Annotated in this window: 19 protein-coding genes; 10 read left to right on the plus strand and 9 right to left on the minus strand. The window is 68.1% G+C overall.

The genetic code is table 11. The annotated features are described in order from the left end of the window. The first annotated feature begins 75 nt into the window (after positions 1-75). Positions 76-1,278 carry an esterase family protein gene (locus AT701_RS32305; protein WP_081319642.1) on the plus strand — a complete coding sequence of 401 codons (1,203 nt, stop codon included), beginning with the start codon at positions 76-78 and terminating at the stop codon, positions 1,276-1,278. Here the strand turns inward: AT701_RS32305 and AT701_RS32310 are convergent. Continuing rightward, positions 1,275-2,390, minus strand: a complete 1,116-nt coding sequence (locus AT701_RS32310; protein WP_167350204.1) for an FAD-dependent oxidoreductase — start codon at positions 2,388-2,390, stop codon at positions 1,275-1,277. The genes AT701_RS32305 and AT701_RS32310 overlap by 4 nt on opposite strands. A 56-nt stretch (positions 2,391-2,446) precedes the next feature. Between AT701_RS32310 and AT701_RS32315 the strand changes: the two genes are divergently transcribed. The 4 genes from AT701_RS32315 to AT701_RS32330 are packed head-to-tail and all read left to right on the plus strand — an operon-like array spanning position 2,447 to position 6,594. Then, the gene (locus tag AT701_RS32315; protein WP_058127334.1) at positions 2,447-3,637 is read left to right on the plus strand and encodes an acyl-CoA dehydrogenase family protein; all 1,191 of its coding nucleotides are present in this window, start codon (positions 2,447-2,449) and stop codon (positions 3,635-3,637) included. Next, positions 3,600-4,802 (plus strand): acyl-CoA dehydrogenase family protein, encoded by a 1,203-nt coding sequence (locus AT701_RS32320; RefSeq protein ID WP_157892608.1) that lies wholly within the window; start codon positions 3,600-3,602, stop codon positions 4,800-4,802. Before AT701_RS32315 ends, AT701_RS32320 begins: the two co-directional genes overlap by 38 nt. A 47-nt stretch (positions 4,803-4,849) precedes the next feature. Beyond that, positions 4,850-5,692 carry an alpha/beta fold hydrolase gene (locus AT701_RS32325; protein ID WP_058127336.1) on the plus strand — a complete coding sequence of 281 codons (843 nt, stop codon included), beginning with the start codon at positions 4,850-4,852 and terminating at the stop codon, positions 5,690-5,692. Continuing rightward, positions 5,689-6,594: a fumarylacetoacetate hydrolase family protein gene (locus AT701_RS32330; RefSeq protein ID WP_058127337.1), complete on the plus strand. Its 906-nt coding sequence runs from the start codon at positions 5,689-5,691 to the stop codon at positions 6,592-6,594. The genes AT701_RS32325 and AT701_RS32330 overlap by 4 nt, the downstream gene beginning before the upstream one ends. Here the strand turns inward: AT701_RS32330 and hrpA are convergent. Then, a complete protein-coding gene (gene hrpA, locus AT701_RS32335) occupies positions 6,591-10,541 on the minus strand; it encodes an ATP-dependent RNA helicase HrpA (RefSeq protein ID WP_058127338.1) in 3,951 nt (1,316 codons plus the stop codon). The two genes, AT701_RS32330 and hrpA, sit on opposite strands and share 4 nt — an antisense overlap. An 83-nt stretch (positions 10,542-10,624) precedes the next feature. Between hrpA and AT701_RS32340 the strand changes: the two genes are divergently transcribed. Both AT701_RS32340 and AT701_RS32345 read left to right on the plus strand, forming a co-directional pair. Further along, positions 10,625-11,020, plus strand: a complete 396-nt coding sequence (locus AT701_RS32340) for a nuclear transport factor 2 family protein (protein ID WP_058127339.1) — start codon at positions 10,625-10,627, stop codon at positions 11,018-11,020. A 4-nt stretch (positions 11,021-11,024) separates the two neighbouring features. Beyond that, complete coding sequence (locus tag AT701_RS32345) at positions 11,025-11,879, plus strand: SDR family NAD(P)-dependent oxidoreductase (protein WP_058127340.1); 855 nt, start codon at positions 11,025-11,027, stop codon at positions 11,877-11,879. A gap of 231 nt (positions 11,880-12,110) precedes the next feature. On the opposite strand, the gene AT701_RS34980 is transcribed toward AT701_RS32345, so the two are convergent. The 6 genes from AT701_RS34980 to AT701_RS32370 form a co-directional block, all read right to left on the minus strand. Further along, the gene (locus AT701_RS34980) at positions 12,111-13,166 is read right to left on the minus strand and encodes an ESX-1 system-associated protein (protein ID WP_157892609.1); all 1,056 of its coding nucleotides are present in this window, start codon (positions 13,164-13,166) and stop codon (positions 12,111-12,113) included. A 460-nt stretch (positions 13,167-13,626) separates the two neighbouring features. Continuing rightward, a complete protein-coding gene (locus tag AT701_RS32350) occupies positions 13,627-15,357 on the minus strand; it encodes an aminotransferase class V-fold PLP-dependent enzyme (protein ID WP_058127341.1) in 1,731 nt (576 codons plus the stop codon). Further along, positions 15,354-16,121 carry an amino acid ABC transporter ATP-binding protein gene (locus AT701_RS32355; protein ID WP_011731387.1) on the minus strand — a complete coding sequence of 256 codons (768 nt, stop codon included), beginning with the start codon at positions 16,119-16,121 and terminating at the stop codon, positions 15,354-15,356. Before AT701_RS32355 ends, AT701_RS32350 begins: the two co-directional genes overlap by 4 nt. Continuing rightward, positions 16,114-17,007, minus strand: a complete 894-nt coding sequence (locus tag AT701_RS32360) for an amino acid ABC transporter permease (RefSeq protein ID WP_058127342.1) — start codon at positions 17,005-17,007, stop codon at positions 16,114-16,116. The genes AT701_RS32355 and AT701_RS32360 overlap by 8 nt, the downstream gene beginning before the upstream one ends. Next, positions 16,994-17,968 carry an ABC transporter substrate-binding protein gene (locus AT701_RS32365; protein ID WP_058127343.1) on the minus strand — a complete coding sequence of 325 codons (975 nt, stop codon included), beginning with the start codon at positions 17,966-17,968 and terminating at the stop codon, positions 16,994-16,996. Before AT701_RS32365 ends, AT701_RS32360 begins: the two co-directional genes overlap by 14 nt. A gap of 149 nt (positions 17,969-18,117) precedes the next feature. Beyond that, entirely contained in the window at positions 18,118-19,026 is a 909-nt protein-coding gene (locus AT701_RS32370) for a 5,10-methylenetetrahydrofolate reductase (protein WP_080628242.1), read from the minus strand. Between the two features lie 125 nt (positions 19,027-19,151). On the opposite strand from AT701_RS32370, the gene AT701_RS32375 reads away from it, so the two are divergent. The 3 genes from AT701_RS32375 to AT701_RS32385 all read left to right on the plus strand — a co-directional run bounded on the left by AT701_RS32375 (position 19,152) and on the right by AT701_RS32385 (position 21,611). Continuing rightward, positions 19,152-19,913 (plus strand): alpha/beta hydrolase family protein, encoded by a 762-nt coding sequence (locus AT701_RS32375; protein ID WP_003898017.1) that lies wholly within the window; start codon positions 19,152-19,154, stop codon positions 19,911-19,913. A gap of 21 nt (positions 19,914-19,934) precedes the next feature. Further along, a complete protein-coding gene (locus AT701_RS32380; protein WP_058127344.1) occupies positions 19,935-20,387 on the plus strand; it encodes a 6,7-dimethyl-8-ribityllumazine synthase in 453 nt (150 codons plus the stop codon). Between the two features lie 87 nt (positions 20,388-20,474). Further along, positions 20,475-21,611 (plus strand): helix-turn-helix transcriptional regulator, encoded by a 1,137-nt coding sequence (locus tag AT701_RS32385; RefSeq protein WP_058127345.1) that lies wholly within the window; start codon positions 20,475-20,477, stop codon positions 21,609-21,611. A 9-nt stretch (positions 21,612-21,620) separates the two neighbouring features. Here the strand turns inward: AT701_RS32385 and AT701_RS32390 are convergent, their stop codons facing one another. Further along, on the minus strand, positions 21,621-22,142 hold the full coding sequence (locus AT701_RS32390) for a hypothetical protein (RefSeq protein WP_003898023.1): 522 nt from the start codon (positions 22,140-22,142) through the stop codon (positions 21,621-21,623). Positions 22,143-22,147: the final 5 nt, after the last annotated feature.

Below are 22,147 nucleotides of genomic sequence, written 5' to 3' on the forward strand. Positions count from 1 at the left end.
ATCGCCTTGATAACGGGGGGGTTACGCCAGGCGTGGCCCCGGGTTGGCCGCGGCACGCGTTGTTAGCGTGCCCATGTGAAGCCCTCGTTTTTCTCCACGCTGTCACGTCGTGTTGCGGCCGGTGCCGCGACGGTGCTCATGCTGGCGGGGCTGATCGCGACCGGACCGGTTCCGCAGGCCGCGGCGTATTCGCGCGACGGTCTACCGGTCGAGCGTCTCCAGGTGCCTTCGGCGGCGATGGGCCGCGACATCACGGTGCAGTTCCAGGGCGGCGGACCGCACGCGCTGTATCTGCTCGACGGACTGCGCGCACAGGACGACGCGAACGGCTGGGACATCAACACCGCGGCGTTCGAGTGGTTCTACCAGTCCGGCATCTCGGTCGTGATGCCCGTCGGAGGCCAGTCCAGCTTCTACACCGACTGGTACCGCCCCGCGGTCGGCAGCGCGGGAACCACGACGTACAAGTGGGAAACGTTCCTCACGCGCGAGCTTCCGGCGTGGCTGGCGGCCAACCGCGGTGTCGAACCGACCGGCAATGCGGTTGTCGGGCTGTCGATGTCCGGTGGCGCGGCGCTCAATCTGGCCACCTGGTACCCGCAGCAGTTCATCTTCGCCGGCGCGTTGTCCGGGTTCCTCAACCCGTCACAGGGTTTGTGGCCCACCATGATCGGCTTCGCGATGAAGGACGCGGGCGGGTACAACTCGGCGGACATGTGGGGCCTGGCCAACGATCCGGCCTGGCGGCGCAACGATCCGATGGTCAACATCAACCGGCTCGTCGCCAACAACACCGCGATCTGGGTGTACTGCGGTAACGGCGCACCGTCGGACCTGGACGCCGCGGGCGACTTCGGTCAGCTCTACAGCGCGCAGTTCCTGGAGAACATCACCGTCAACACCAACAAGGAGTTCCAGAAGCGGTACCTGGCGGCCGGTGGACACAACGCGGTGTTCAACTTCCCGCCCAACGGCACCCACGCGTGGGGGTACTGGGGTGCGCAGCTGCAGGCCATGAAACCGGATCTGTTGCGGGTCCTCGGTGTCGGCGCCCCAGCGCCGGCGGCCCCGGCGGCACCCGCTCCCCCGGCACCCGTACCCGCGGCGCCCGGCATGCCGGTTGCACCCGTGGCACCCGCGGTTCCGGGAGTGCAAGGACTGCCTGCCGCACCGGCGTACCCGGTGGCGCCCGGTGTGCAAGGCGTGCCCGGTGTGCAGGGCGTGCCGGCGGCTCCGGCGTCTCCGGCGGTGGCCCTGCCCGCGACGCGGCCGGTCTAGACCGGATCCCGTACACCGCGGTAGATAACGCGCCGCACGATCCACGGTTGCAGCACGCGCTGGATCGACCAGCCCGGGAAGTGGAACGCAAACCCGTTGGGCGCGAATACGTCCAGTCCATCGGGTTGCGGGCCGAGTACCGAGCCCCACCGACGGCCATGCGGCCGGTAGGTACGCATGGGTCCGCCGGTGAAGTACGCAGCGACGTTGTGGGCCACGAGCGCGTCCGCGCGGTTGCGCGCCGATGAGCGCAACGCGTCGGTCGCCGCGACGTCTCCGACCGCGAAAACGCCCGGGACGCCGGGGACCTGCAATCGCGGTGTCACACGGACGAATCCGTCGTCGTCGAGGATGTCGCGTGGCAGCCATCCCGTGTTGGGCGTGACGCGGCCGATCGCCCACAAGACCGCCTCGGCCTTCGCGGGTGACTGTCCGGTGCTGAAGTGCACGGGGTCGTCGGTGATTTCGTCGCATGCGAAGCCGTCGGGCACGATCGCCCGGTGCCCGGGATGCACGTCGACGCCGAGGGCGTTGAGCCGCTGGGTGATTCGGTTGCGTGTACGGCGGTGGTGCTGCGGCAGGATCTCGTTGCCCGGGTGGTAGAGCCCTACATGCTTGTCCGGCCAGCGGGCCGCGAGGTTCGCCGCGCTGCTCACCGCCGCCGCACCGCCGCCGATGACCGCCACCGACGTCGCCGCCGACAGCCGGTCGTGCGCCTCACGCAGTCCCTGGTGCACGTCGTCGGGCGACTGCAGCACGGGGCGGCGCCAGAACCCGTTGGTGACGCCGGTGGCGATGACCAGCGCGTCGTAGGGCTCGTGGTGTTCGGTCCCGTCCGCGTCGGTCACCGTGATGGTGCGGGTGTCCAGGTCGGCACCGGTGAGCGCACCGTGCACGGTGCGCACCCGGTCGAGGGCGCGGAGGCGGTCGAACGAGATCCAGTAGTCACGCGCCCAGTCGTCGGGGCGGGCGAGGCGGACACCGAGTTCCTGGCCGCTCACCAAACCCGGGTTGAGCGATACGCCGACCACTTCGTGACGTCGGGCGAGCCGGATCGCGGTCAGCACGCCCGCGTCACCCAGCCCCGCGATGACCACACGCTTGGGCGTCACGACCGCCGACCCTACCGGTGTGGTGCGCGTCACGGGGCGTTATTTATGGTGGCCTGATGAGCAGCGTCGCTGAAGCGGACCTGGTGGCCGAGCGGGCCCGCCAGGTCGTCTCCGAGCATGACCCGAAAAGCGTTCCGATACCGCAGTTCCTCGCCGCCTGCTACGACGCGGGACTGTCCTGGGTGCATTTCCCCGAGGGCATGGGCGGTGTCGGTGTGTCGCGCGGCCTGCAGGCCGTGGTCGATCGCATCCTGCAGGGCGCCGGAGGGCCGGTCCCGCTGGGGCTCAACCCGATGGGCTACGGCATGGCCGCGCCCACGATCCGCGAGCATGCGCAGAACGACGAGCTCAAGAAATCCTGGCTGCGTCCGCTGGCGAGCACCGAGCACATCTGGTGCCAGCTGTTCTCCGAGCCGGGTGCGGGTTCGGACCTGGCGGGCCTGGCCACCTCGGCCGTGCCGGACGGCGACGACTGGGTGATCAACGGCCAGAAGGTGTGGACCAGCCTGGCGCACCGGGCACGGTGGGGTCTGCTGCTGGCGCGCACGAATCCCGATGTGCCCAAGCACAAAGGACTCACGTACTTCGTGATCGACATGCACGGGGCCGGCGTCGAGACCCGGCCGCTGCGCCAGATGACGGGTCAGGCCGAGTTCAACGAGGTCTACATGACCGACGCCCGCATTCCCGATGCGCACCGTCTCGGTGCCGTAGGCGACGGCTGGCGGGTCGCGATGACGACGCTGATGAACGAGCGCAGCGCGCTCGGCGGCAGCGGCAGCCGGCGAGGCGCGGGCACCATCGCCGACGCGGTGTCGCTGTGGGCGTCGCGTCCGGATCTGCACACCCCGGTGCTGCGTGACCGGTTGACGCAACTGTGGTTGCGCTCGGAGGCGCAGCGCCTCACCGCCGAACGCTCGCGCGCGACTGCCACGGTCGGCGGTCCCGGACCCGAGGGGTCCATCGGCAAGCTCGTGGGTGCGGAGCTCAACCAGCACATCTACCAGTGGTGCATGGATTTCCTTGGCCCGGAGGGTCTTCTGTACGACGGTTACGGGCTGGGCGACGGTGATGGCGCCGACTGGCGCGGACCCGTGCAGCAGCGGTTCCTGCGCAGCAAGGCCAACACCATCGAAGGAGGCACGTCCGAGGTGATGCGCAACATTCTCGGTGAACGGATCCTGGGGTTGCCCGGGGATCTGCGGGCGGATGCCGGTATGGCGTGGAAGGAGATCCCGCGTGGCTGAGACGACGGAGTTCCGCTTCACCGACGAGCAGGGCCAGTTGCGTGCCGCGGTGCGCAAGTTCGGCGCCGAGTACTTCGACGAGCAGACGGTGCGGCGGCTCATGGAGTCCGAGCCGCGGTTCGATCCGGCGGTGTGGGCGCGCCTGGGTGCCGAACTCGGCGTGCTGGGGCTCGCGGTGCCGGAGGCCGACGGTGGTGCCGGCGGCACGCTGGTGGACCAGGCCGTCGCCGTCGAGGAACTCGGGGCCGCCCTGGCGTGCGGCCCGCTGTTCGGCACGGTCTACCTGTCGATCCCGGCCCTGGTCGCGGCGTCGGCAGGCCCGGTGCGCGACGAGCTGCTGGGTGTGCTCGTGGAGGGCGCCCGCACGGCGGCGTTCGCCGTGCCCGACCGCGCGGGCGCGTTCGATCCGGCGCTGGTGGGCGTGACAGCGTCGGTCGACGCGACGCTCACCGGCACGGTCGAGCGCATCGTCGACGGCGCTGCCGCCGACGTCTTCCTCGTCGCGGCCACGGCTCCCGACGGGGTTGCCCTCTACGCCGTCGACGCGTCGGACGTGCAGCGCACACCGCTCACCACGCTCGACCTGACCCGACCGCAGGCCACGATCGCGCTCGCCGACACCCCGGGACGGCTCGTGGCCGGACCGGGCGAGGCCGAACGCGTCATAGGCCACGCGCTGCAGGTCGGCGCGGCGCTGCTGGCCGTCGAACAGGTCGGGGCTGCACAGCATCTGCTGGACCTGTCGGTCGACTACGCCAAATCGCGCTTGCAGTTCGGCCGCCCGATCGGGTCGTTCCAGGCCGTCAAGCACCGCCTCGCCGACGATCTGGTGGACCTTGAGCACGCGCGCTCGGCGGCGTACCACGCGGTGTGGGCGCTTGCCGACGGCTCCGACGATCCGGCGCTGGCGGCGAGCATCGCGCAGGCCACGGCATCGGCCGCGCTGACGAAGATCGCGACCGACACGATCCAGGTGCACGGCGGTATCGGGTTCACCTGGGAACACCAGGCGCACCTGTACTTCAAGCGCGCGACGACCGATGCGGCGTTGCTCGGGACGGCCGAGGCACACCGGGACCGGATTGCCGAATTGATACTGGACCGGGCGGTTTCGGATCAGGCAACGATCGACCGCGCCCCACGCGTCGCGACCGGTACGGACTGATCGGCGGAAAACCCTCGGACGTGCTGACGCGACCGTAAACTCCCGCTATGAGCACGCCGACCGCACAGCGAACCCTCGCGGTGGACGGTGTGCGGTCGCCGGTGTTCGTGGCGGGCCCGGACGGATCGGAGAGCACCCGGGAAGCCGTGGTGTTCGTGCACGGCAACAACGCCGGTGCCCCGTGGGATCCGTTGCCGGCGCGTGTCGCCCAGTTCAGCCGGGTCGTGGTGCCCGAGATGCCGGGCTTCGGCGCGGCCGACAAACCGGCGCAGTGGCCGTACACGGTCGCGGCGTACGCGCAGCACCTCGACGGGATCCTCGAGCAACTCGCGGTCGAACACGCGCACCTGGTGGCCCACGACTTCGGCGGGCCGTGGGCGCTGGCGTGGGCCGCCGAGCATCTCGACGCCGTCGCGAGCATCACGCTGATCAACGCGCCGGTGGTGATCGACCACCTCGCGGCGAAACTCTGGCGCACACCGGTGGTGGCCGAGGCGCTGTGGCGCATCACGCCTCAGGCCCTCGTGCGCCAGGCGCTGGCCCACAACGATCCGAACCTGCCGGCCGACGCGGTGAACCGGATCGCCGCGCACATGGTGGCCCCCGGCACCCCCGACGCCGTGCTCAAGCTGTACCGCACGACCGGGCCCGATGCCGTCGCCCCCTATGCGGACCGTCTCGCCGGGTTCGACCGCAACGTCCTGATCATGTGGGGCACCGAGGACCGCTACGTGCCCTTCGCCCAGACCGAGCAGTATCGGCAGATCTTCGCGCACTGCGAGATCCACGCGGTGGCCGGCGCGGGCCACTGGCCGTGGCTCGAACAGCCGGATACGGTGGCCGGGTACCTGACGAACTTCCTGCGTCGTTTACCGCGAAAGGCCACGTGAAACTACGCCGTGTCCGCTCCGCAGCCGGCCTGCGTGTGGAATCTTTTGATGCTGAGGGGAACTGGGTTCCCCACGACGATGTCGCACCGCTCGGCGGACGCGTGTTCGACGCCGAGTGGCTGGCCGCGGCCGCCGACCGCCAGCTACAGCACAGCCCACATCTGCTGCCGTTCCAGCCGGTCTCGTTCCGCGACTTCATGCTCTACGAGCAACACAACATCGACGCCGCGCGCGGTCTGATCCGCCGGTTCCATCCGGGGTTGTACCGCGCCACATCGGCATTCGAGCGGCTCACCGGACGCCCGGTGCCGCAGTTCAAACCGAAGCCCCTGTTCTACCGCCAGCCCATCTACTACATGTCGAACGCGCAGACGTTCGTGCCGACCGGTACACCCGTGCCGGTTCCCGACTACTCGCAGGCCCTGGACTTCGAGCTCGAGATCGGATTCGTGCTGGCGGCACCGCTGTTCAACGCGACACCGAACGAGGCGACCGCGGCGATCGGCGCGTTCGTGGTGCTCAATGACTTCAGCGCCCGCGACGTCCAGCGTGCCGAGATGACCAGCGGGTTCGGCCCGCAGAAATCCAAGCACTTCGCGAGTTCGATGTCGGACACCGCGGTCACGGCCGACGAGGTCCTGCCACGCATCGACGCGCTGACCGGTTCGGTGGCGGTCAACGGCGAGATCGTCAGCACGGTCGACAGCGCGGGCATGCAGCACAGCCTCGGTGAGGTGCTGGCGCACGCGTCGCGCTGCGAACCGCTCTATCCCGGTGAGCTCTTCGGCACGGGAACACTGCCGGGCGGCAGCGGCATGGAGACCGGGCACTGGTTGCGTCCCGGTGACACCCTGACGCTGATCCTCGACGACATCGGCCGCATCGAGCACACGATCGGTTAGCGCGCGACGGCGTCGATGGCCTTGTAGATGCGCTGCTCGCTGACCGGGCGCGGCGTGCCGAGTTGCTGCGCCCACAGGCTCACCCGCAGTTCCTCGATCTGCCAGGCGATCGCCACGACATCGTGGGCCGCCGCGCGTGCCGGTGACAAGGCCCGCACCAGATCGTCGTAGGCGTCCTCCACGGCATGCACACGCGCCATGCGTTCGCGGTCGGCGCCGATCGCGTGGGGCAACCGTTCGAGCCGGCGCGCGATCGCCGTGACGTAGCGGGTGAGGTCGGTCAGCCGCGCGACGCCCGTCGCGGTGACAAATCCCTTGGGCAGCAACCGTTCCAATTGCAGACGGATGTCCTCGACCGCGTCGGCCTGGGCTGCCGGCGGTTTGTCCGGCAGCCCCACCCCGACCTCGTGTGCGGCGGCCAGCACCTTCTCGACGCGGGTCACCGCGGCCTGCGTCGTGGCGCCGAGTTCCTTCGCCGCGCGCTGCACCAACGCGGTGAAATCGGCACGCGTCCAGACGATCTGGCGCACCAGGGTGTCGGCGGCCGCGTCCGCGCAGTCCTCGAGCAGGGCGGCGAGGTTGCCGTCGGGGTTCGCGTTGAGCGCCAGCCGTGTCCGCGTGCCCAACCCCCGCTCGATGGCCTTGACCGGCGACGGCACGCTCAGCCGCAGAAGCCGCCGCAGCCCCGGTCCCATCGCGGCGTCGCGCTCGATCGGGTTCGCGAAAACCCGGATGTCCACGGCTTTTCCGGTGTCGACGAAGCCAGGGTATCCGCGCACGGTGTGCCCTCTGCTGACGTTCTCCACGGTCCGGGGCAACTCGTCGAGATCATCGGGCCACGCTCGCAGACCCGTGCGCTGCAAACCGTCGTCGACGGCCTCGGCGACCGCCTGGGCCACCGGCACCGCGAGTTGTTCGCGCAGGGTCTCGATGTCCTTGCCGCGGGCCACCTCGGCGCCGTCGGAGTTCTCCACCGCGAACGTCACCCGCAGGTGTGGCGGCACCTTGTCGAGATCGAACGCGTCGACGGGCACCAGGATTCCGGTGCGCCTGCGCAGTTCGCGCTGCACGGCGTCGAGCAGCGATCCCGTTCCCGGGTCGAGGTGCGGCAGGATCGCGCGAGCGGTGTCCGGTGCGGGGACGAAGTTGCGGCGCAGGTCTTTCGGCAGCGACTTGATGAGCGCAGTGACCAGTTCCTCGCGCAGGGCCGGTACCTGCCACGCGAAGTTCTCGCCGCCCAGGCGTGCGAGCACACCGACCGGCACGTGCACGGTCACCCCGTCGTCGGCCGCGCCGGGTTGGTACCGGTAACTCAGCGGCAGTTCCAGGTCCCCGGCCCGCCACGTGTCCGGATGGTCGGCGGCGTCGTCGGTGCGCAGCAGGTCCTCACGCGTGAAGGTGAGGAGGTCAGGGGTCTTGTGGCGCTGCTTCTTCCACCACGCATCGAAGTGGCGCGCCGAGACGACGTCGGCGGGGATGCGCGCGTCGTACAGCGCGAAGATCTCGTCGTCGCCGACCAGCAGGTCGCGGCGCCGCGCACGCTCCTCCATCTCCTCGACCTCTTCGCGCAGGCGGGCATTGTCGCGGAAGAAGTGGTGGCGCGTCTGCCACTCGCCCTCGACCAGGGCGTGCCGGATGAACAGTTCGCGGCTCACCACCGGATCGATCTGCGCGTAGTTGACGCGGCGGCGCGGGACCAGCGGAAGACCGTAGAGCGTCACGCGTTCGAAGGCCATCACCGCGCCACGGCGTGCGTCCCAGTGCGGTTCGCTGTACGTGCGTTGCACGAGGTGCCCGGCGACGCGTTCGACCGCCTCGGGTTCGATGCGCGCCGCGATACGGCCGAACAGCCTGCTGGTCTCCACCAGATCGGCCACCACGATCCAGCGCGGCGGCTTCTTCGTGAGCACCGATCCCGGCGCGAGCACGAACTTGGTGTTGCGCGCGCCGGTGTAGTCGCGGGTGTCGCCCTCGCGCAGGCCGACATGTGACAGCAGACCCGCGGTGAGCGCGGCGTGGATGCGGGCCGGGTCGGCGGGCTCGTCGGACTCGCGGATCCCGATGTCACGCGCAATGCTGCGCAACTGGCCCACCAGGTCCTGCCACTCGCGGATCCGAAGGTAGTGCAGGAACTCGTCGCGGCACATGCGGCGGAAAGCGTTGCCGGACAATTCGTTGCGCTGCTCGCGCAGATAGTTCCACAGGTTCAGGTACGAGATGAAGTCCGAGTGCTCATCGGCGAAGCGGGCGTGCTTCTGCCGCGCGGCCTCCTCGCGGTCTGACGGGCGTTCGCGCGGATCGGGGATGGACAGCGCCGCGGCGAGCACCAGCACCTCGCGCACGCAGCCCTCGGCGTCGGCCTGCAGGATCATCCGGCCGATGCGCGGGTCGAGCGGCAGGCGCGCAAGCCGGCGCCCGGTCTCGGTGAGCGCTGGGACCGAATTGCCGCCTCCGGCGGCGGAAGCCGAATTGCCGCCTCCGGCGGCGGAAGAAGTGTCGAACGCACCGAGTTCCTGCAACAGCTGGATGCCGTCGCGGATGCTGCGCGCGTCGGGCGGGTCGAGGAACGGGAAGTTCTCGATGTCGCCGAGTCCGAGCGCGCTCATCTGCAGGATCACCGCGGCCAGGTTGGTCCGCAGGATCTCGGGATCGGTGTAGCGGGGCCGTGATTCGAAGTCCTCTTCCGAGTACAGCCGGATGCACACGCCGGGCGCGGTACGCCCGGACCGGCCCGCGCGCTGAGCTGCCGAGGCCTGCGAGATGGGCTCGATGGGCAGCCGCTGCACCTTGGTGCGCCTGCTGTAGCGCGAGATCCTCGCGGTGCCGGGGTCGACGACGTAGCGGATGCCCGGCACGGTCAGCGAGGTCTCGGCGACGTTGGTGGCCAGCACCACGCGCCGGCCGGCATGGCTGGGCTGGAACACCTTTTGCTGCTCGGCGGTCGGCAACCGCGCGTACAACGGCAGCACCTCGGTGTTCCGCAGGTCTTTCAAAGCCTCTGCGGTGTCGCGGATCTCACGCTCGCCGGAGAGGAACACCAGGACGTCGCCGGGCGGTTCGGCCTCGAGCTCGCGGACCGCGTCGACGATGGCCTCGGTGGGATCACGGACCTCGGTGCGCACGATCTCGTGGTCGGGATCATCAGGATCCTCGGTGTCGGATGGCGGCACGGCGACTTCCAGTGGCCGGTACCGGATCTCGACGGGATACGTGCGTCCGGAGACCTCGACGATCGGCGCGTCTTGGAAGTGCCGCGAGAACCGCTCGGGTTCGATGGTCGCCGACGTGACGATCACCTTGAGGTCGGGCCGGCGCGGCAGCAGCTCGCGCAGGTACCCGAGCAGGAAGTCGATGTTGAGGCTGCGTTCGTGGGCCTCATCGAGGATCAGGGTGTCGTAGCGCAGCAGTCTGCGGTCGCGCTGGATCTCGGCGAGCAGGATGCCGTCGGTCATGAGTTTGACCAGCGTGGAGTCGCTGGCCTGGTCGGTGAACCGCACGGTGTAGCCGACGGCCTCGCCGAGCGGTGTGCCGAGTTCGTCGGCGATGCGCTGCGCCACCGTGCGCGCCGCGAGCCGGCGCGGCTGGGTGTGGCCGATGGTGCCGCGGATGCCGCGGCCGAGCTCGAGGCAGATCTTGGGCAGCTGGGTGGTCTTGCCGGATCCGGTGGCGCCCGCGACGACGACCACCTGGTTCTCGGCGATGGCTTTCGCGAGGTCGTCGCAGCGTTGCGTGACGGGCAGGTCGGGATAGGTGATCTGCGGGACCGCGGCCTGGCGTGTGAGCACGAGCGCCTCGGCCGCCGCGATCTGCTGCTCGATCTTGGCGAGATCCTTGGCGAGATCGCCGCCACGGAGATTCTTGAGCCGACGCCCGAGTCGCGCCGCGTCGCGGATGGTCAGTCCGTCGAGACGCGCACGCAGCTCACGCAGATCCTGACGTTCCGACACTGGGACCAGGATAGTTGACGCCCGCACACCGGATTCATTTATTTAGCCCACCTAGCCGCACCGGGTGGTAAGAGTGGACGCTCATGAGCGATCACCAACACATCGTCGACGTCCTCACGCGGTACGCCACAGGCATCGACCGCCGCGACTGGCACCTGTTCCGCACTGTGTTCACCGAGGACTGCACGCTCGACTACGGCGAGATCGGCGCGTGGGACAGCGTGGACGCGGTCACCGACTTCATGGAACAGACACATGCCCTGGCCGGCCACACGCTGCACCGGTTGAGCAACCACGCCATCTCGGTCGACGGTGACACCGCCGAGGCGCGTACCTACGTCGACGCGCTGATCATGTCGCAGGACAACACCTCAGGGGTCAACGCCGCGGGGTTCTACGACGACGACCTCGTCCGCACCCCAGACGGGTGGCGCATCGCCCGCCGCCGGTTCACCTCGGTGCGTGTCGCGGCGGTCTGACCACATGGATTTCGCACAGCAGTACGGGCCGTGGGCGCTGGTGGCGGGTGCCTCCGACGGTGTGGGTGCCGCGATGGCCCACGAATTGGCGCGCCGCGGCCTCAACGTCGTGCTGCTGGCCCGACGGCATTCGGTGCTCGACACCGTCGCCGCGCAGATCCGTGACACCTCGGGAGTCGAGACACACACGCTCGCAATCGACCTCGCCGAGGCCGGAGCCGCACGGCGCATCATCGAGGCGACGGCGGGCCTGGACATCGGCTTCCTGGTCTACTGCGCCGGCTCGGATACCAACGTCACGCCGTTCCTCGACACGCCCCTGGATGTCGCGGAGTCGATGGTGCAACGCAACTGCATGGTGCCGGTGCAACTGTGCCACCATTACGCGAAACCCATGGCCGACCGGGGACGCGGCGGCATCGTGATCTTCGGTTCGGGCGCGGGTTTGGCCGGTGCGCCCAACTTGGTCGCCTACAGCGCGAGCAAGGCGTTCGACATGGTGCTCGCCGAGGCGCTGTGGAGCGAGTTGCACACCGAGGGTGTCGACGTGCTCGGGCTGATCCTCGGCAAGACCGACACGCCGGCACTGCGCGCGCTCGAGTTCCGCAGGGGTCAGATCGCCTCACCGGACACCGCACCACCAGGCGCCGCACCCGTCGACGACGTCGTGGCGGCCGCATTCGCGAACCTCACTGCGGGCCCGACGTGTCTGGTCGGCGAGGATATGCAGGCCGTGGCCCAGTTGATGGCGTCGGTGAGCCGCAACGAGGCCGTGCACATCATCGCCCGGGCCGTCGAGCATCGATGGGTGAAACCGGCTCTCCGCCAGCCTGATCAGCCGCGCACCTCGGTGAGGTAGTTGTATGAGGTAGTTGTAGATGATCCTTGTGATGCTTCTTCGCCTCTACTGGCGGCACACCCGCCTTCGCGATCGCCCGGTCGATGAGGAACCGATTCTTCAGGACGCCACGTCATCGAGACCCATTGAATTGACCAAGGCTGCGGACAGAACCGCACTGACAAACTGCTACCCGCATCCTGACCACCTTCTCGAGTGACCGCCTTTGACCTTCTGCAGTTGCATGTTTCATCATGACGCCGCTTTGCAAGCCCAAAGGACACTATTCACAAGATAGGTTGCGGTTGCCGACAGCGAATTGTCTCTAGGGGTGTAGGCCGGCAGTGCGGCGACGAACGCACGGCGATATTGCGCAGCTAGAACTGCGAAATCTTCAAATACTGGGTTTCCGCTCCGGCGACCCAAGCGTTCCAGCTCGTCAGCGCTTGCGGACATGACCGGACGGACCTCTTCAACGACGGACTGCTGCTCACGGGTCCAGTCACCGTACGGAATGTTCGGATCGATTGCCCGCCATGGAGCTACTTCGTCCGCGAACATCTTGGCATTGGACTCCCACTCGGCGCACACTGGCAAGTCCCGCTCGATGAAGAGCTGCGAATCCGCCCCGCTCGAACCTGCTAGGCCAGAAGAAGGCTCATCGGGCTCGGACAGCAGCGGCTCGACGGCCGCTGCCGCTTTCGAGGACACCCCAGAGCAAATTCCACTGAGCGCGGACGACAGACCATCCACAACGGCGGCCAAGTCATCGTCGTTTTCAACGTAGGAGGGCAAGCGATCTACGAATCGTACTGTGTAAGCGACGAATTGACCGTAAACTTCACGCAAGACCCGATGTGGTGTTCGCGTCTCCAAGTTTCGCGTTTTCTCGGCAGCAGCCGTCATTGCCTTCGCGACAGTTTCATACATGGCACGTTGGCTGCTGCTCCAGGACGTCGCGGGCACTCTATAGTCACGATCTGCCCAGTTGACTGACTCTTCCGCTGTCGCAAGTTGTTGCCCGATGGAGCCCCACGCGTCACACGTGCTGTCCTCTGTTATCACATTGACGGAACTTGTATCACTAGTGCTGGCAAGGTCGGATTCAGGGCCGCTCGGCGTTCCAGCAACTGACGCGTTTTCGCTGTCCGGTTTGACAATGAGCACCGTGACCACCACCGCGAGTGCGATAGCCAAGACCACGGCGAGCCCGCCGAAGATCCATTTAACTTTGTCCCCGTTCGACGGAGTCGGTCCATTACCCCGCTGCTGCTGCGGGCCAGACGGCGGCGGTGGAAGCGAAGTCATGCGCCACCGTCAATCACTTGCCGAACTGGCGCACGCATGATCGCCGAACTAGTGATTCGCCAGGTCGCCCGTCCCCTCGCTCGCGTATGAACGCGTGCCGGTATACCCATGCATCCCCCTTGTGCAAAACCTAACGCTGCCGCAAGGCCAGCGTTTGCCACATCAGCTTAAACGCCCCTAGAGAGGGTGTGTGCGCCAATACACGGAACGCTCCCCGCTGGCGGACTGGCTCCACCGCAATGCATTCGGCTCGATACCGAGTCCAAGGCAAAGGCCGGGTTGCGTGTATCGGAGCCCGACGCGTCATCCCAATGGCGCAGCGCGGCGACCTCTGGCCCTCTCCCCAACCGATCAGATACAGGCCTACCGACACCACGGGCACTCCGCCGCCAGCACCTGTTGCTGCAGATTTGTGATGGTTCCACTGAGATGCATATGTAAGGGCTCTCCCCCAGCCTGATCAGCCGCGCACCTCGGTGAGGTAGTTGTAGATCGTGTAGCGCGTCACGTCGAGTTGGCCCGCGACGTGCTCCACCGAGTCACGGATCAGGAAGAACCCGGCCTCGTCGAGTTCACGCACCACCGCGGCCTTGTGCTGCTTCTTCATCTCCGCCGGCGGCACTCCCACCTTGGCGATCGCCCGGTCGATGAGGAACCGCTGCAGGCTGTCGATGTCGCGGGGGAAGGTCTCGGGCTGCTCGGGTGCATCGGCCGCAACAGTCTCTGCCATCGCGCTGTTCACACACAGACAGCCGACGGCGACGCCGTCGGCGTCACGCAGGAACAACGTCGACGAGCGGATCGGCCTGCCGTCGGGACTGTTGGTGCGGTAGTTGATCAGGTCCTGCGTGGTGCCGCGACGGATCAACCCCAGCAGCAGGTCGGTCATGGGACCGCCGACGGTCCGGCCCGTGAGATCCCCGGCGATCGCCACGATCGAATCGGGCAGCCGCGAAAGGTCGTGCAGCAGTACCTCGTTGCCCGGTCCCAGCATGGCCGCAAGGCCGTGCACGGCAGGCACCAGCGACGTGAGCAGCTCGTGCGTGGCCGGTCCGGACGCCGAAGGTGGTGCGGGCGTGGCGGTTCGGGCCCTGGCGAGTGCGGTCAGTGCGGACCGGACCTCATCGACGACGTCCAGCGATGTCGACGCGTGCGGCGACAACCGCACATGTTCGGGGCGCACGGTCGCGGCGATACCCGCCGAGTTGAGCGCGATGCCCACCTGTTCGGCCGGTTGCCCGGGCAGCGTGAACGCCAGGATGCCCGCGCGGCGGTCGGTGGCCGAAACAATTGTCGCCCCCAGGGATTCGAGCATGTCCTGCAGAGCGTCGACCCGCTCGGCGATACGCGCGGCGATGGCCGCGACCCCGGCGTCCTCCACGAGTTCGAGCGCCTCGGCGAACGCGCCGGAGGTCACGGGACTCAGGTTGGAGATCGACCACGCCGCGGCAGTGCTCTCGGGCGGGTGGATGGTGTTGTCGAACAGACCGGGGTCACGCGCGCCGGTCCAGCCCGAGAGCACCGGGTCCATGCGTTCGAGCATGCGGTCGGACAGCTTGGTGAAACCCGTGCCCCACCCGGCGCGCAGCCACTTCTGCCCGCCGACCACCAGCACGTCGGCCACCTCCCACGGCGCCTCGATGACGCCGAACCCCTGGATGCCGTCGACGACGAACAACCGGTCGCCGATCACGTCGCGCAGCGCAGCCAGGTCCGCGCGGTACCCGGTGCGGAAATCCACGGCGCTCACCGACACCACGGTGACGTCGTCGGTCAGGGCCTCGGCCACCGCGTCGGGCGTCACGTGTCCCGCCCGAAGACGGCGCACCGTGACCCGGCCCGTCTGTTCGGCGCGCGCCCACGGGTAGGTGTTGGCCGGGAACTCGGCCTCGGACACCAACACCGTCCCGCCGGGCACACTGAACGCGGCCTGCAACAGGCCCATGCTCGTATGCGGCTGCAGCACAATGTGATCGGTGTCGCTGCCGCACAGCCGGGCCGCGGCCGCCTTGGCACGCACCTCTTGGCGCATCAGTTCGTCGACGGTGGCGGGGCCCGCGTGCGCCGACTGCTCCGACAGGCGCGCGGTCGCGTCGAGGACCGCGTACGACGGTGGGCCGAACCGCGCGAAGTCCAGGTACCCGGCCGACTCGGTGAACTGCAGCAGGTAGCGCGGCGAGATGGGCCTCACGCGAGCACCCGCGCCAGGAACTGGCGGGTGCGTTCGTGCTCGGGGTCTTTCAGCACGCGGTCGGGCGGACCGGTCTCGACGACCGTGCCGTCGGCCATGAACACCACCTCGTCGGCGGCCTCTGCGGCGAAACCGATCTCGTGTGTCACCACGACCATCGTCATCCCTTCCCGGGCCAGGCTGTTCATCACGGCCAGCACCTCACCGACCAATTCGGGGTCGAGTGCGGAGGTCGGCTCGTCGAACAGCATCAGTTTGGGTTTCATCGCGAGCGAGCGCGCGATCGCCACGCGCTGCTGCTGCCCGCCGGACAGTTGCGCGGGGAACGCGTCGGCGCGGTCGGCCAGGCCGACCCGCTCCAGCAGTTCCATACCTTCCCGGCGGGCGACGTCGGGTGAGACTCCGCGTACCCGGACCGGACCTTCGATGATGTTCTCCAACGCGGTCCGGTGTCCGAACAGGTTGAAGCGCTGGAACACCATCCCGATGTCGCGGCGCTGCCTGGCGACGTCGCGCTCGCGCAACTCGTGGAGCTTGCCGTCGCGCAGCGCGAACCCGATGGGTTCGCCGTCCACCCACACCTGCCCGGCGTCGATGGTCTCCAGATGGTTGAGGCAGCGCAAGAACGTGCTCTTGCCGGCACCCGACGGGCCGAGCAGGCACACCACCTCGCCGCGGCGCACTTCGAGGTCGATGCCACGCAGAACCTCGGTGTGGCCGTAGCTCTTTCGCACGCCGACCGCGCGCAGCAAGGGTTCAGACACGGGCACTCCTCTTCAACGGCACCGCGCGCAGGGCCCTGGTGGCCTGTGCGGCGGCGCTGCGTTCGGCGCCGCCGAACCACCGTTCCAGGTAGTGCTGCCCGAAACCGGCGAGCGTGACCACCACCATGTACCAGATCGCCGCGGCGAAAAGGGTTTCCATCACCAGCAGGTTGTTGGACGAGATGTTGTTGGCGGCGTGCAGCAGTTCGGTCACACCGATCACCGATGCGATCGACGTGCCCTTCAACATGTCGATGAAGTCGTTGCCGGTGGGCGGGATGATCACGCGCATGGCCTGCGGCAGCACGATCCGGCGCAGGGTCTGCGCCGGGGTCATGCCGATGGACTTGGCGGCCTCGACCTGTCCGGAGTCGACGCTGTTCAGGCCGGCCCGCACGATCTCGGCCATGTACGCGCTTTCGTTGAGCGCCAGGCCGAGCAGCGCCGCGGTGAACGCGCTCACCAGTGCGTTGGTGGGTTCCTGCAGCAGATACCCGCCCATGGGCAGCGGGATCGAGATCACCGGGATGACCAACGCGAGGTTGTACCAGATGAGGATCTGCAACAGCACCGGAAGACCGCGGAACAACCAGATGTAGGCCGCGGCGAACCACCGCGCGACGGGGTTCGCGCTGCGTCGCAGCAGCGCGATGCCGACCCCGATGACGATCGCCGCGGCCTGCGCGACGAGCGCGAGCAGCACGGTGTTGACCAGGCCGACGGCCATGACGCGGTAGACCACGAAGTCGGGCACCGACGACCACTTGATCTGTGCGCGCGACAGCGCGATGAACAGCAGGACGAGGGCCGCGACGATGACGGCGGCGCCGACCCACCGGCCCCAGTGCCGGAGCCGGACGATCGGCAGGGGCTCAGCTACCGCCATTGATCGCGGGCTCCTTCAGCGCGCCCTGCTCGACGCCCCAGCTCTGCAGGATCGTCTCGTAGGTGCCGTCGGTCATCAGTTCGCCGAGGGCCTTGGCCACCGCCTCGCGCAGTGCGACGTTGTCCTTGTTGAAGCCGATGCCGTACGGGCCGCCCTCGATCGGCGGTCCTGGCACGACCTCGAACGCGTTGCCGTCGCCCGCGGTGCGGGAGATGTAGACCGCGCTGGGCAGATCGTTGAGGATCGCCGCGACGCGTCCGGTGCGCAGCTGGTTCTGGTTCTGCGTGTCGCTGTCGGTGGCCGTGACGTTCACGGCGGGCTTGCCCTCCTGTTCGCACCGCTGGCTCTGCGCGGCGGCGAATTTCTGGTGGCTGGTGCCCTGGACGACGGCGACGTTCTTGCCGCACAACGAGTCCGGGCCGGTGATGTTCTCGGGGTTGCCCTTCTGGATCATGATCGTGATGCCCGACGAGAAGTAGTCGACGAAGTCGATCTGCTGCTGACGTTCCTTGGTGTCGTTCATCGCGGCCATGGTCATGTCGACGCGGCCGGACTGCAGGCTGGTGATGAGCGACCCGAACGCCATGTCCTGGTGCTTGGCCTGGACGCCGAGTTTGGCCGCGATGGCCTTGGCGAGGTCCACCTCGTAACCGATCGGCGTCTTGCCGTCACCGGCGTAGAAGTTGTTGGGCGCCGACTGGATGTTCGAGCCGAGGTTGATGGTCTTGGACTGCGCGATCGCCGGCGGCAGCGCCGCGCTCAGCGCCGGGTCGGCCTCGATCGCGGCGATCACCTCGGTGTTGTCGGGGATCGCCGACGCGGTGCCGGGGGCCTGGGCGTCCCCCGCGGCGGCGTCTTCGGCGCTGCAGGCGACGGCGGCGCCTGCCGTCAGCAGCAGGGCGGCGAGCAGCACACCCGGGCGGTGGCGACTGCTCAGGCGGGTACGCAGCGTTGATGGCATCAGAGACCTCCACAGAGCGGTGAGCGGTGCGATGCGCCGAACGCTACAACAATTTGTTGAAATCTTCTCTACAAACTGTTGAAGTCAGTCGCCGCAGCCGTCGTCGCCGCACGGGCGACCAGCTCGGTGCGTAAGAGGTACCAGAAAAATCAGCCCTGGTCAGGCGACCAGTACTCGAGCATCTCGGCCAGGGTCTCGAACGCGGGACGGGAGACGCCGTACGCCACCTCGTAGTGGACGCTCAAGGGAAAGCCGAGCTGGCCGACACCGTCGATGACGCGCTTGTAGAGGTCGACCATCAACCGCCGCTTCTCGGCGGGATCCTGCTCGGCCAGACGCGAGACGAACTCCTGTTCGGCCGCGACGGCCGGATTGCCCGGGTCCTGGATGAGCCAGTTGATCAGCCCGACCTTGGCCTCCATCTTCGGCACGAAGCCGAACGACAGCAGGATCTCCGGACGGTGCTCGGTGGTCTTGGCGAACTCGGTGAGAAATCCCACGATGGCGTCGGAGTACAGCAGCTGCGTCATGCCGTACGTCGCGCCCTGGTCGCACTTGAAGTTGAACCGCCCCTGTTCGCCCTCGCGCGTCGGGATCAGGATCGCGCCGCGGTTGGGCACCAGGTCGGCGTAGATCGACAGCGCATCGGTGGGTGCGACGCCCTCCCCCTCGCCGTCCTTCATGGTGCGCGGGACGCCCACGAACGAGATGCCGTCGAAACCGGCGCCGCTGAGCGCCGTCAGGCGCTCACGCAGCGCCTCCTCACCCAGGAACGACGTGACCTGAGTGCACAGGCCGCGCAGGCCGGGCAGCTCGGGCCGGATGATGTTCCAGTATTCGAGGACGTCCATCTTGGGCTTCATCTCGATGGGACGGTCGTCGTCCTCGTCGATCATCCCGGGGATCATGACATGCCGGATCCGGCCTTCGATGCCGGTCTCGGCGGCGATTGCGAGCACCTTGTGGGCCTCTTCGACCGCGTACGAGGCGCCGCGCTCGACGTTCGGCGGCACGAGCTCCAGCGCGATGGTGTTCAGAGGCACGAACCTGCTCCCCATTTCCCTGACGACTTCACAGGTGGACCTGACCACACTACGGAGTCTGCCTGCGGACTCGCTCGGCGCGGTCGGATAACCGCAGCTCGGACGCGCACGACACCCGCGGGGCGTGATAAACCTCCCCCATGGCTGAACGCGTCAAGTTCCCCAGTTCGACCGGCCCGATGCTGGCAGGCGCCATCGACCTGCCCGAGGGCGAGGTACGTGGCTGGGGTGTTTTCTCGCACGGGTTCACCCTCGGCAAGAACTCGCCCGCCTGCTCGCGCATCTGCAAGCAACTCGCGAGCGAGGGCATCGGCATGCTGCGTTTCGACGCGCTCGGCCTCGGCGACTCCGACGGTGACTGGGGCGACGGATCGTTCACGGTCAAGGTCAACGACATCATCGAGGCCGGCCGGTTCATGGCCGAGCGCGGCACACCGCCCGACATCCTGGTCGGGCATTCGTTCGGCGGCGCGGCGGTGCTGGCCGCGGCGCGGCAGATCCCCAGCGTGCGCGCTGTCGTGACGGTCGGGGCACCGGTCGACCCGGTGCACGTCGAGCACCAGTACGACGCATGCCTGGAGCAGGTGCTGGCCGAGGGCAGCGGCGAGTGGATGGTGGGTGGACGGACCCTGACCCTCAAGCGCGCGTTCGTCGAGGACGTGCGCGCCGCGCAATTGCGGGACAAGATCAAGAACCTGCGCCTGCCGCTGCTGATCCTGCACTCCCCGACCGACAACACCGTCGGTATCGAGAACGCGAGCCACATCTTCCAGACCGCGCGACATCCGCGCAGCTTCGTCTCCCTGGAGGGGTCCGAACACCTGCTCACCGGCCCGGGTCAGGCACGCCGGGCCGGGCGCATCATCGGCGCGTGGGCCGATGCGTATCTGGGCGAGCGGTGAGGTCGTGAAATAGTTCGCTACATGTCTGACGTCGCCACCCGGATCGCGTTCGTACAAGCCACCTGGCATCGCAACATCGTCGATCAAGCGCGGGCCGGGTTCACCGACCGGATCAACGAGCTGGGTTTTTCCAGTGACACGTTGGAGTTCTTCGAGGTACCGGGAGCGTTCGAGATCCCGCTCACGGCGAAACGACTCGCCGAGACGGGGCGCTACCGCGCGATCGCGGCCGCAGGCCTGGTGGTCGACGGCGGCATCTACCGGCACGAGTTCGTCGCGACCGCGGTGATCGACGGCCTGATGCGCGTGCAGCTCGACACCGACGTCCCGGTGTTCTCGGTGGTGCTCACGCCGCATAACTTCCACGAGCACGACGAGCACGTGCGGTACTTCACCGAGCACTTCGTCAAGAAGGGCGCGGAGGCCGCCAACGCGGTCGCCGCGACGCTCGAACTGCACGCCTCGCTCGGCTGACGCTGCCACCCACCGATGCCTCGTGGCGACGGTGGTGTGCGGCTTACGATCAGGCCAGCAGTCAGGGCGGGTCGAAGGCGGCGTCCGATGGTCACGATCGATGAGTTCTCTCATCTGACGTCGGAGATCTACGCCTCGGCGATCGCACCGCAACGATGGTTGACCGCGATCGCCGGGATCAGCCGGACGTTGTGCGCGACGGGCGGCGGCCTCCTCATCGCGGCCGACGGCACGCGTTCGGTGGTGCAGACCAACGTGCCCGAGGACGCCAAGGCGAGTTACATCGCGTACTACCGGCACATCGACTACGTGCTGAGTGCGGTCGAGTCGGGGCCCGTCGGACTGGTGCGGACCGGACCGGAGATCATCACGCCCAAGGTGGATTCCGAGTTCGGTGTCGACTGGATGCGCCCGCACCGGATGGACGACGGTTTGTTCGTGCGGCTCACCGACGGTGCACTGCCGACGTGTTTCCTGGTGGCCGCGCCCGGCAACACACCCGCAGGCCCCTTCTGCACCGCCGAGCGCATCCGCCTCCTGAGCGCCATCGTGCCGCACCTGCAACAGGCGCTGCGTATCCACCGTCACCTCAAGGGCATCGACGCGCCCGTCCCCGACGCCATCCGCGACGGCGCCCCCGACGACACCCTCGACACAGAGGCGGCCCTGCGCGCGGTCGACGTGTTCCGGCACGGGATCGTCCTGGTGGACACGTCGCATCGCGTCGTGCACGCCAACAGCAGCGCCGAGCGGGTTCTGCGTGTACGCGACGGATTGCACACGCGCGGCGGCAGATTGGAAGCTGACAACGCCGCCGTCGATCGCGCACTGCACCGCGGTATCGCCGGCGCACTGTGTGCCCCAGCAGAATTCGATCCGACATCTGCGCCCCGTGGGACGACCTTGCTCTGCTCACGGCCATCTGGTGAGCGCCCATACGTGATCCACGTGCTTCCCACCGCATCGAGCGCGCTGGTGGCGATCATCGATCCGACATCGGAACCGGAGCCCCCCGCGGAACTGCTGCGTCACCTGTACGGGTTGACCGACGCGGAGGCCCTCGTCGCGCTGCGCATCCTGCGGTGCGAGGGCGTCGCGGCGACGGCCGAGGCGCTCTCGGTGTCGCCCACCACCGTCCGAACACACCTCCGCCACATCTTCGAGAAGACGGAGACCCACCGACAGGCCGAACTCGTCCGTCTTCTGATTGCCTTGGCGCCCTAGAGCCGGGCCCTAACCGCTCGCCTTGGCCGCGCTGCCCCCGACCTCGGCGGGCAGTGGCGGCGGCAACGGCGTGGTCGGTGTCGTGGATTTCGGCGCGCTCGCGGCCGGTCCCGGACCTGGCCCCGAACTCGGGCCGTGGAAGTCGACCATGGTCTCTTCCCGGATCACCTTCTCGCCGGTGCTCACCACCAGCGACTTCGAGGTCACCAGATACTCGACCCCGGCGTTCTCGGCCAAGAAGGCCCCGTCGTCGGAACGTGTCGCGGGAATGATCAGCTTGGCGCCGTCGCGCAACCGCACACCCCGGTACTCGTAGCCGCCTCCCGACACCTTGCAGATCGCGATCCGCGACAGGTCGGTGCTGCCGAAGAGCACCGTGTCATCGGCGCTGGCACAGCGGGCCGTGGAGTCCTCATATCCTTGCGCGTCGGCCGCGGGAGCTGCCGCCGCGGTTGGTGCTGCCAGGCCGAGCACTGTGAGGGCCGCCGCAGCGGCGACGGTGTGACTGAGTGAGAAGGCCTTGTGGAACATCGATC

The sequence above is a fragment of the Mycolicibacterium smegmatis genome (genome assembly GCF_001457595.1).
GTDB classification, from domain to species: Bacteria; Actinomycetota; Actinomycetes; order Mycobacteriales; family Mycobacteriaceae; genus Mycobacterium; species Mycobacterium smegmatis.

What these genes read in the sequence shown, in the direction of transcription:
- AT701_RS32315 (WP_058127334.1), top strand. Translation starts at nt 2,447, where the DNA reads ATGAGCAGCGTCGCTGAAGCGGACCTGGTGGCCGAGCGGGCCCGCCAG.
- AT701_RS32320 (WP_157892608.1), top strand. Translation starts at nt 3,600, where the DNA reads ATGCCGGTATGGCGTGGAAGGAGATCCCGCGTGGCTGAGACGACGGAG.
- AT701_RS32325 (WP_058127336.1), top strand. Translation starts at nt 4,850, where the DNA reads ATGAGCACGCCGACCGCACAGCGAACCCTCGCGGTGGACGGTGTGCGG.
- AT701_RS32340 (WP_058127339.1), top strand. Translation starts at nt 10,625, where the DNA reads ATGAGCGATCACCAACACATCGTCGACGTCCTCACGCGGTACGCCACA.
- AT701_RS32345 (WP_058127340.1), top strand. Translation starts at nt 11,025, where the DNA reads ATGGATTTCGCACAGCAGTACGGGCCGTGGGCGCTGGTGGCGGGTGCC.
- AT701_RS34980 (WP_157892609.1), bottom strand. Translation starts at nt 13,166, where the DNA reads ATGACTTCGCTTCCACCGCCGCCGTCTGGCCCGCAGCAGCAGCGGGGT.
- AT701_RS32360 (WP_058127342.1), bottom strand. Translation starts at nt 17,007, where the DNA reads ATGGCGGTAGCTGAGCCCCTGCCGATCGTCCGGCTCCGGCACTGGGGC.
- AT701_RS32365 (WP_058127343.1), bottom strand. Translation starts at nt 17,968, where the DNA reads ATGCCATCAACGCTGCGTACCCGCCTGAGCAGTCGCCACCGCCCGGGT.
- AT701_RS32370 (WP_080628242.1), bottom strand. Translation starts at nt 19,026, where the DNA reads ATGGGGAGCAGGTTCGTGCCTCTGAACACCATCGCGCTGGAGCTCGTG.
- AT701_RS32375 (WP_003898017.1), top strand. Translation starts at nt 19,152, where the DNA reads ATGGCTGAACGCGTCAAGTTCCCCAGTTCGACCGGCCCGATGCTGGCA.
- AT701_RS32380 (WP_058127344.1), top strand. Translation starts at nt 19,935, where the DNA reads ATGTCTGACGTCGCCACCCGGATCGCGTTCGTACAAGCCACCTGGCAT.
- AT701_RS32385 (WP_058127345.1), top strand. Translation starts at nt 20,475, where the DNA reads ATGGTCACGATCGATGAGTTCTCTCATCTGACGTCGGAGATCTACGCC.
- AT701_RS32390 (WP_003898023.1), bottom strand. Translation starts at nt 22,142, where the DNA reads ATGTTCCACAAGGCCTTCTCACTCAGTCACACCGTCGCCGCTGCGGCG.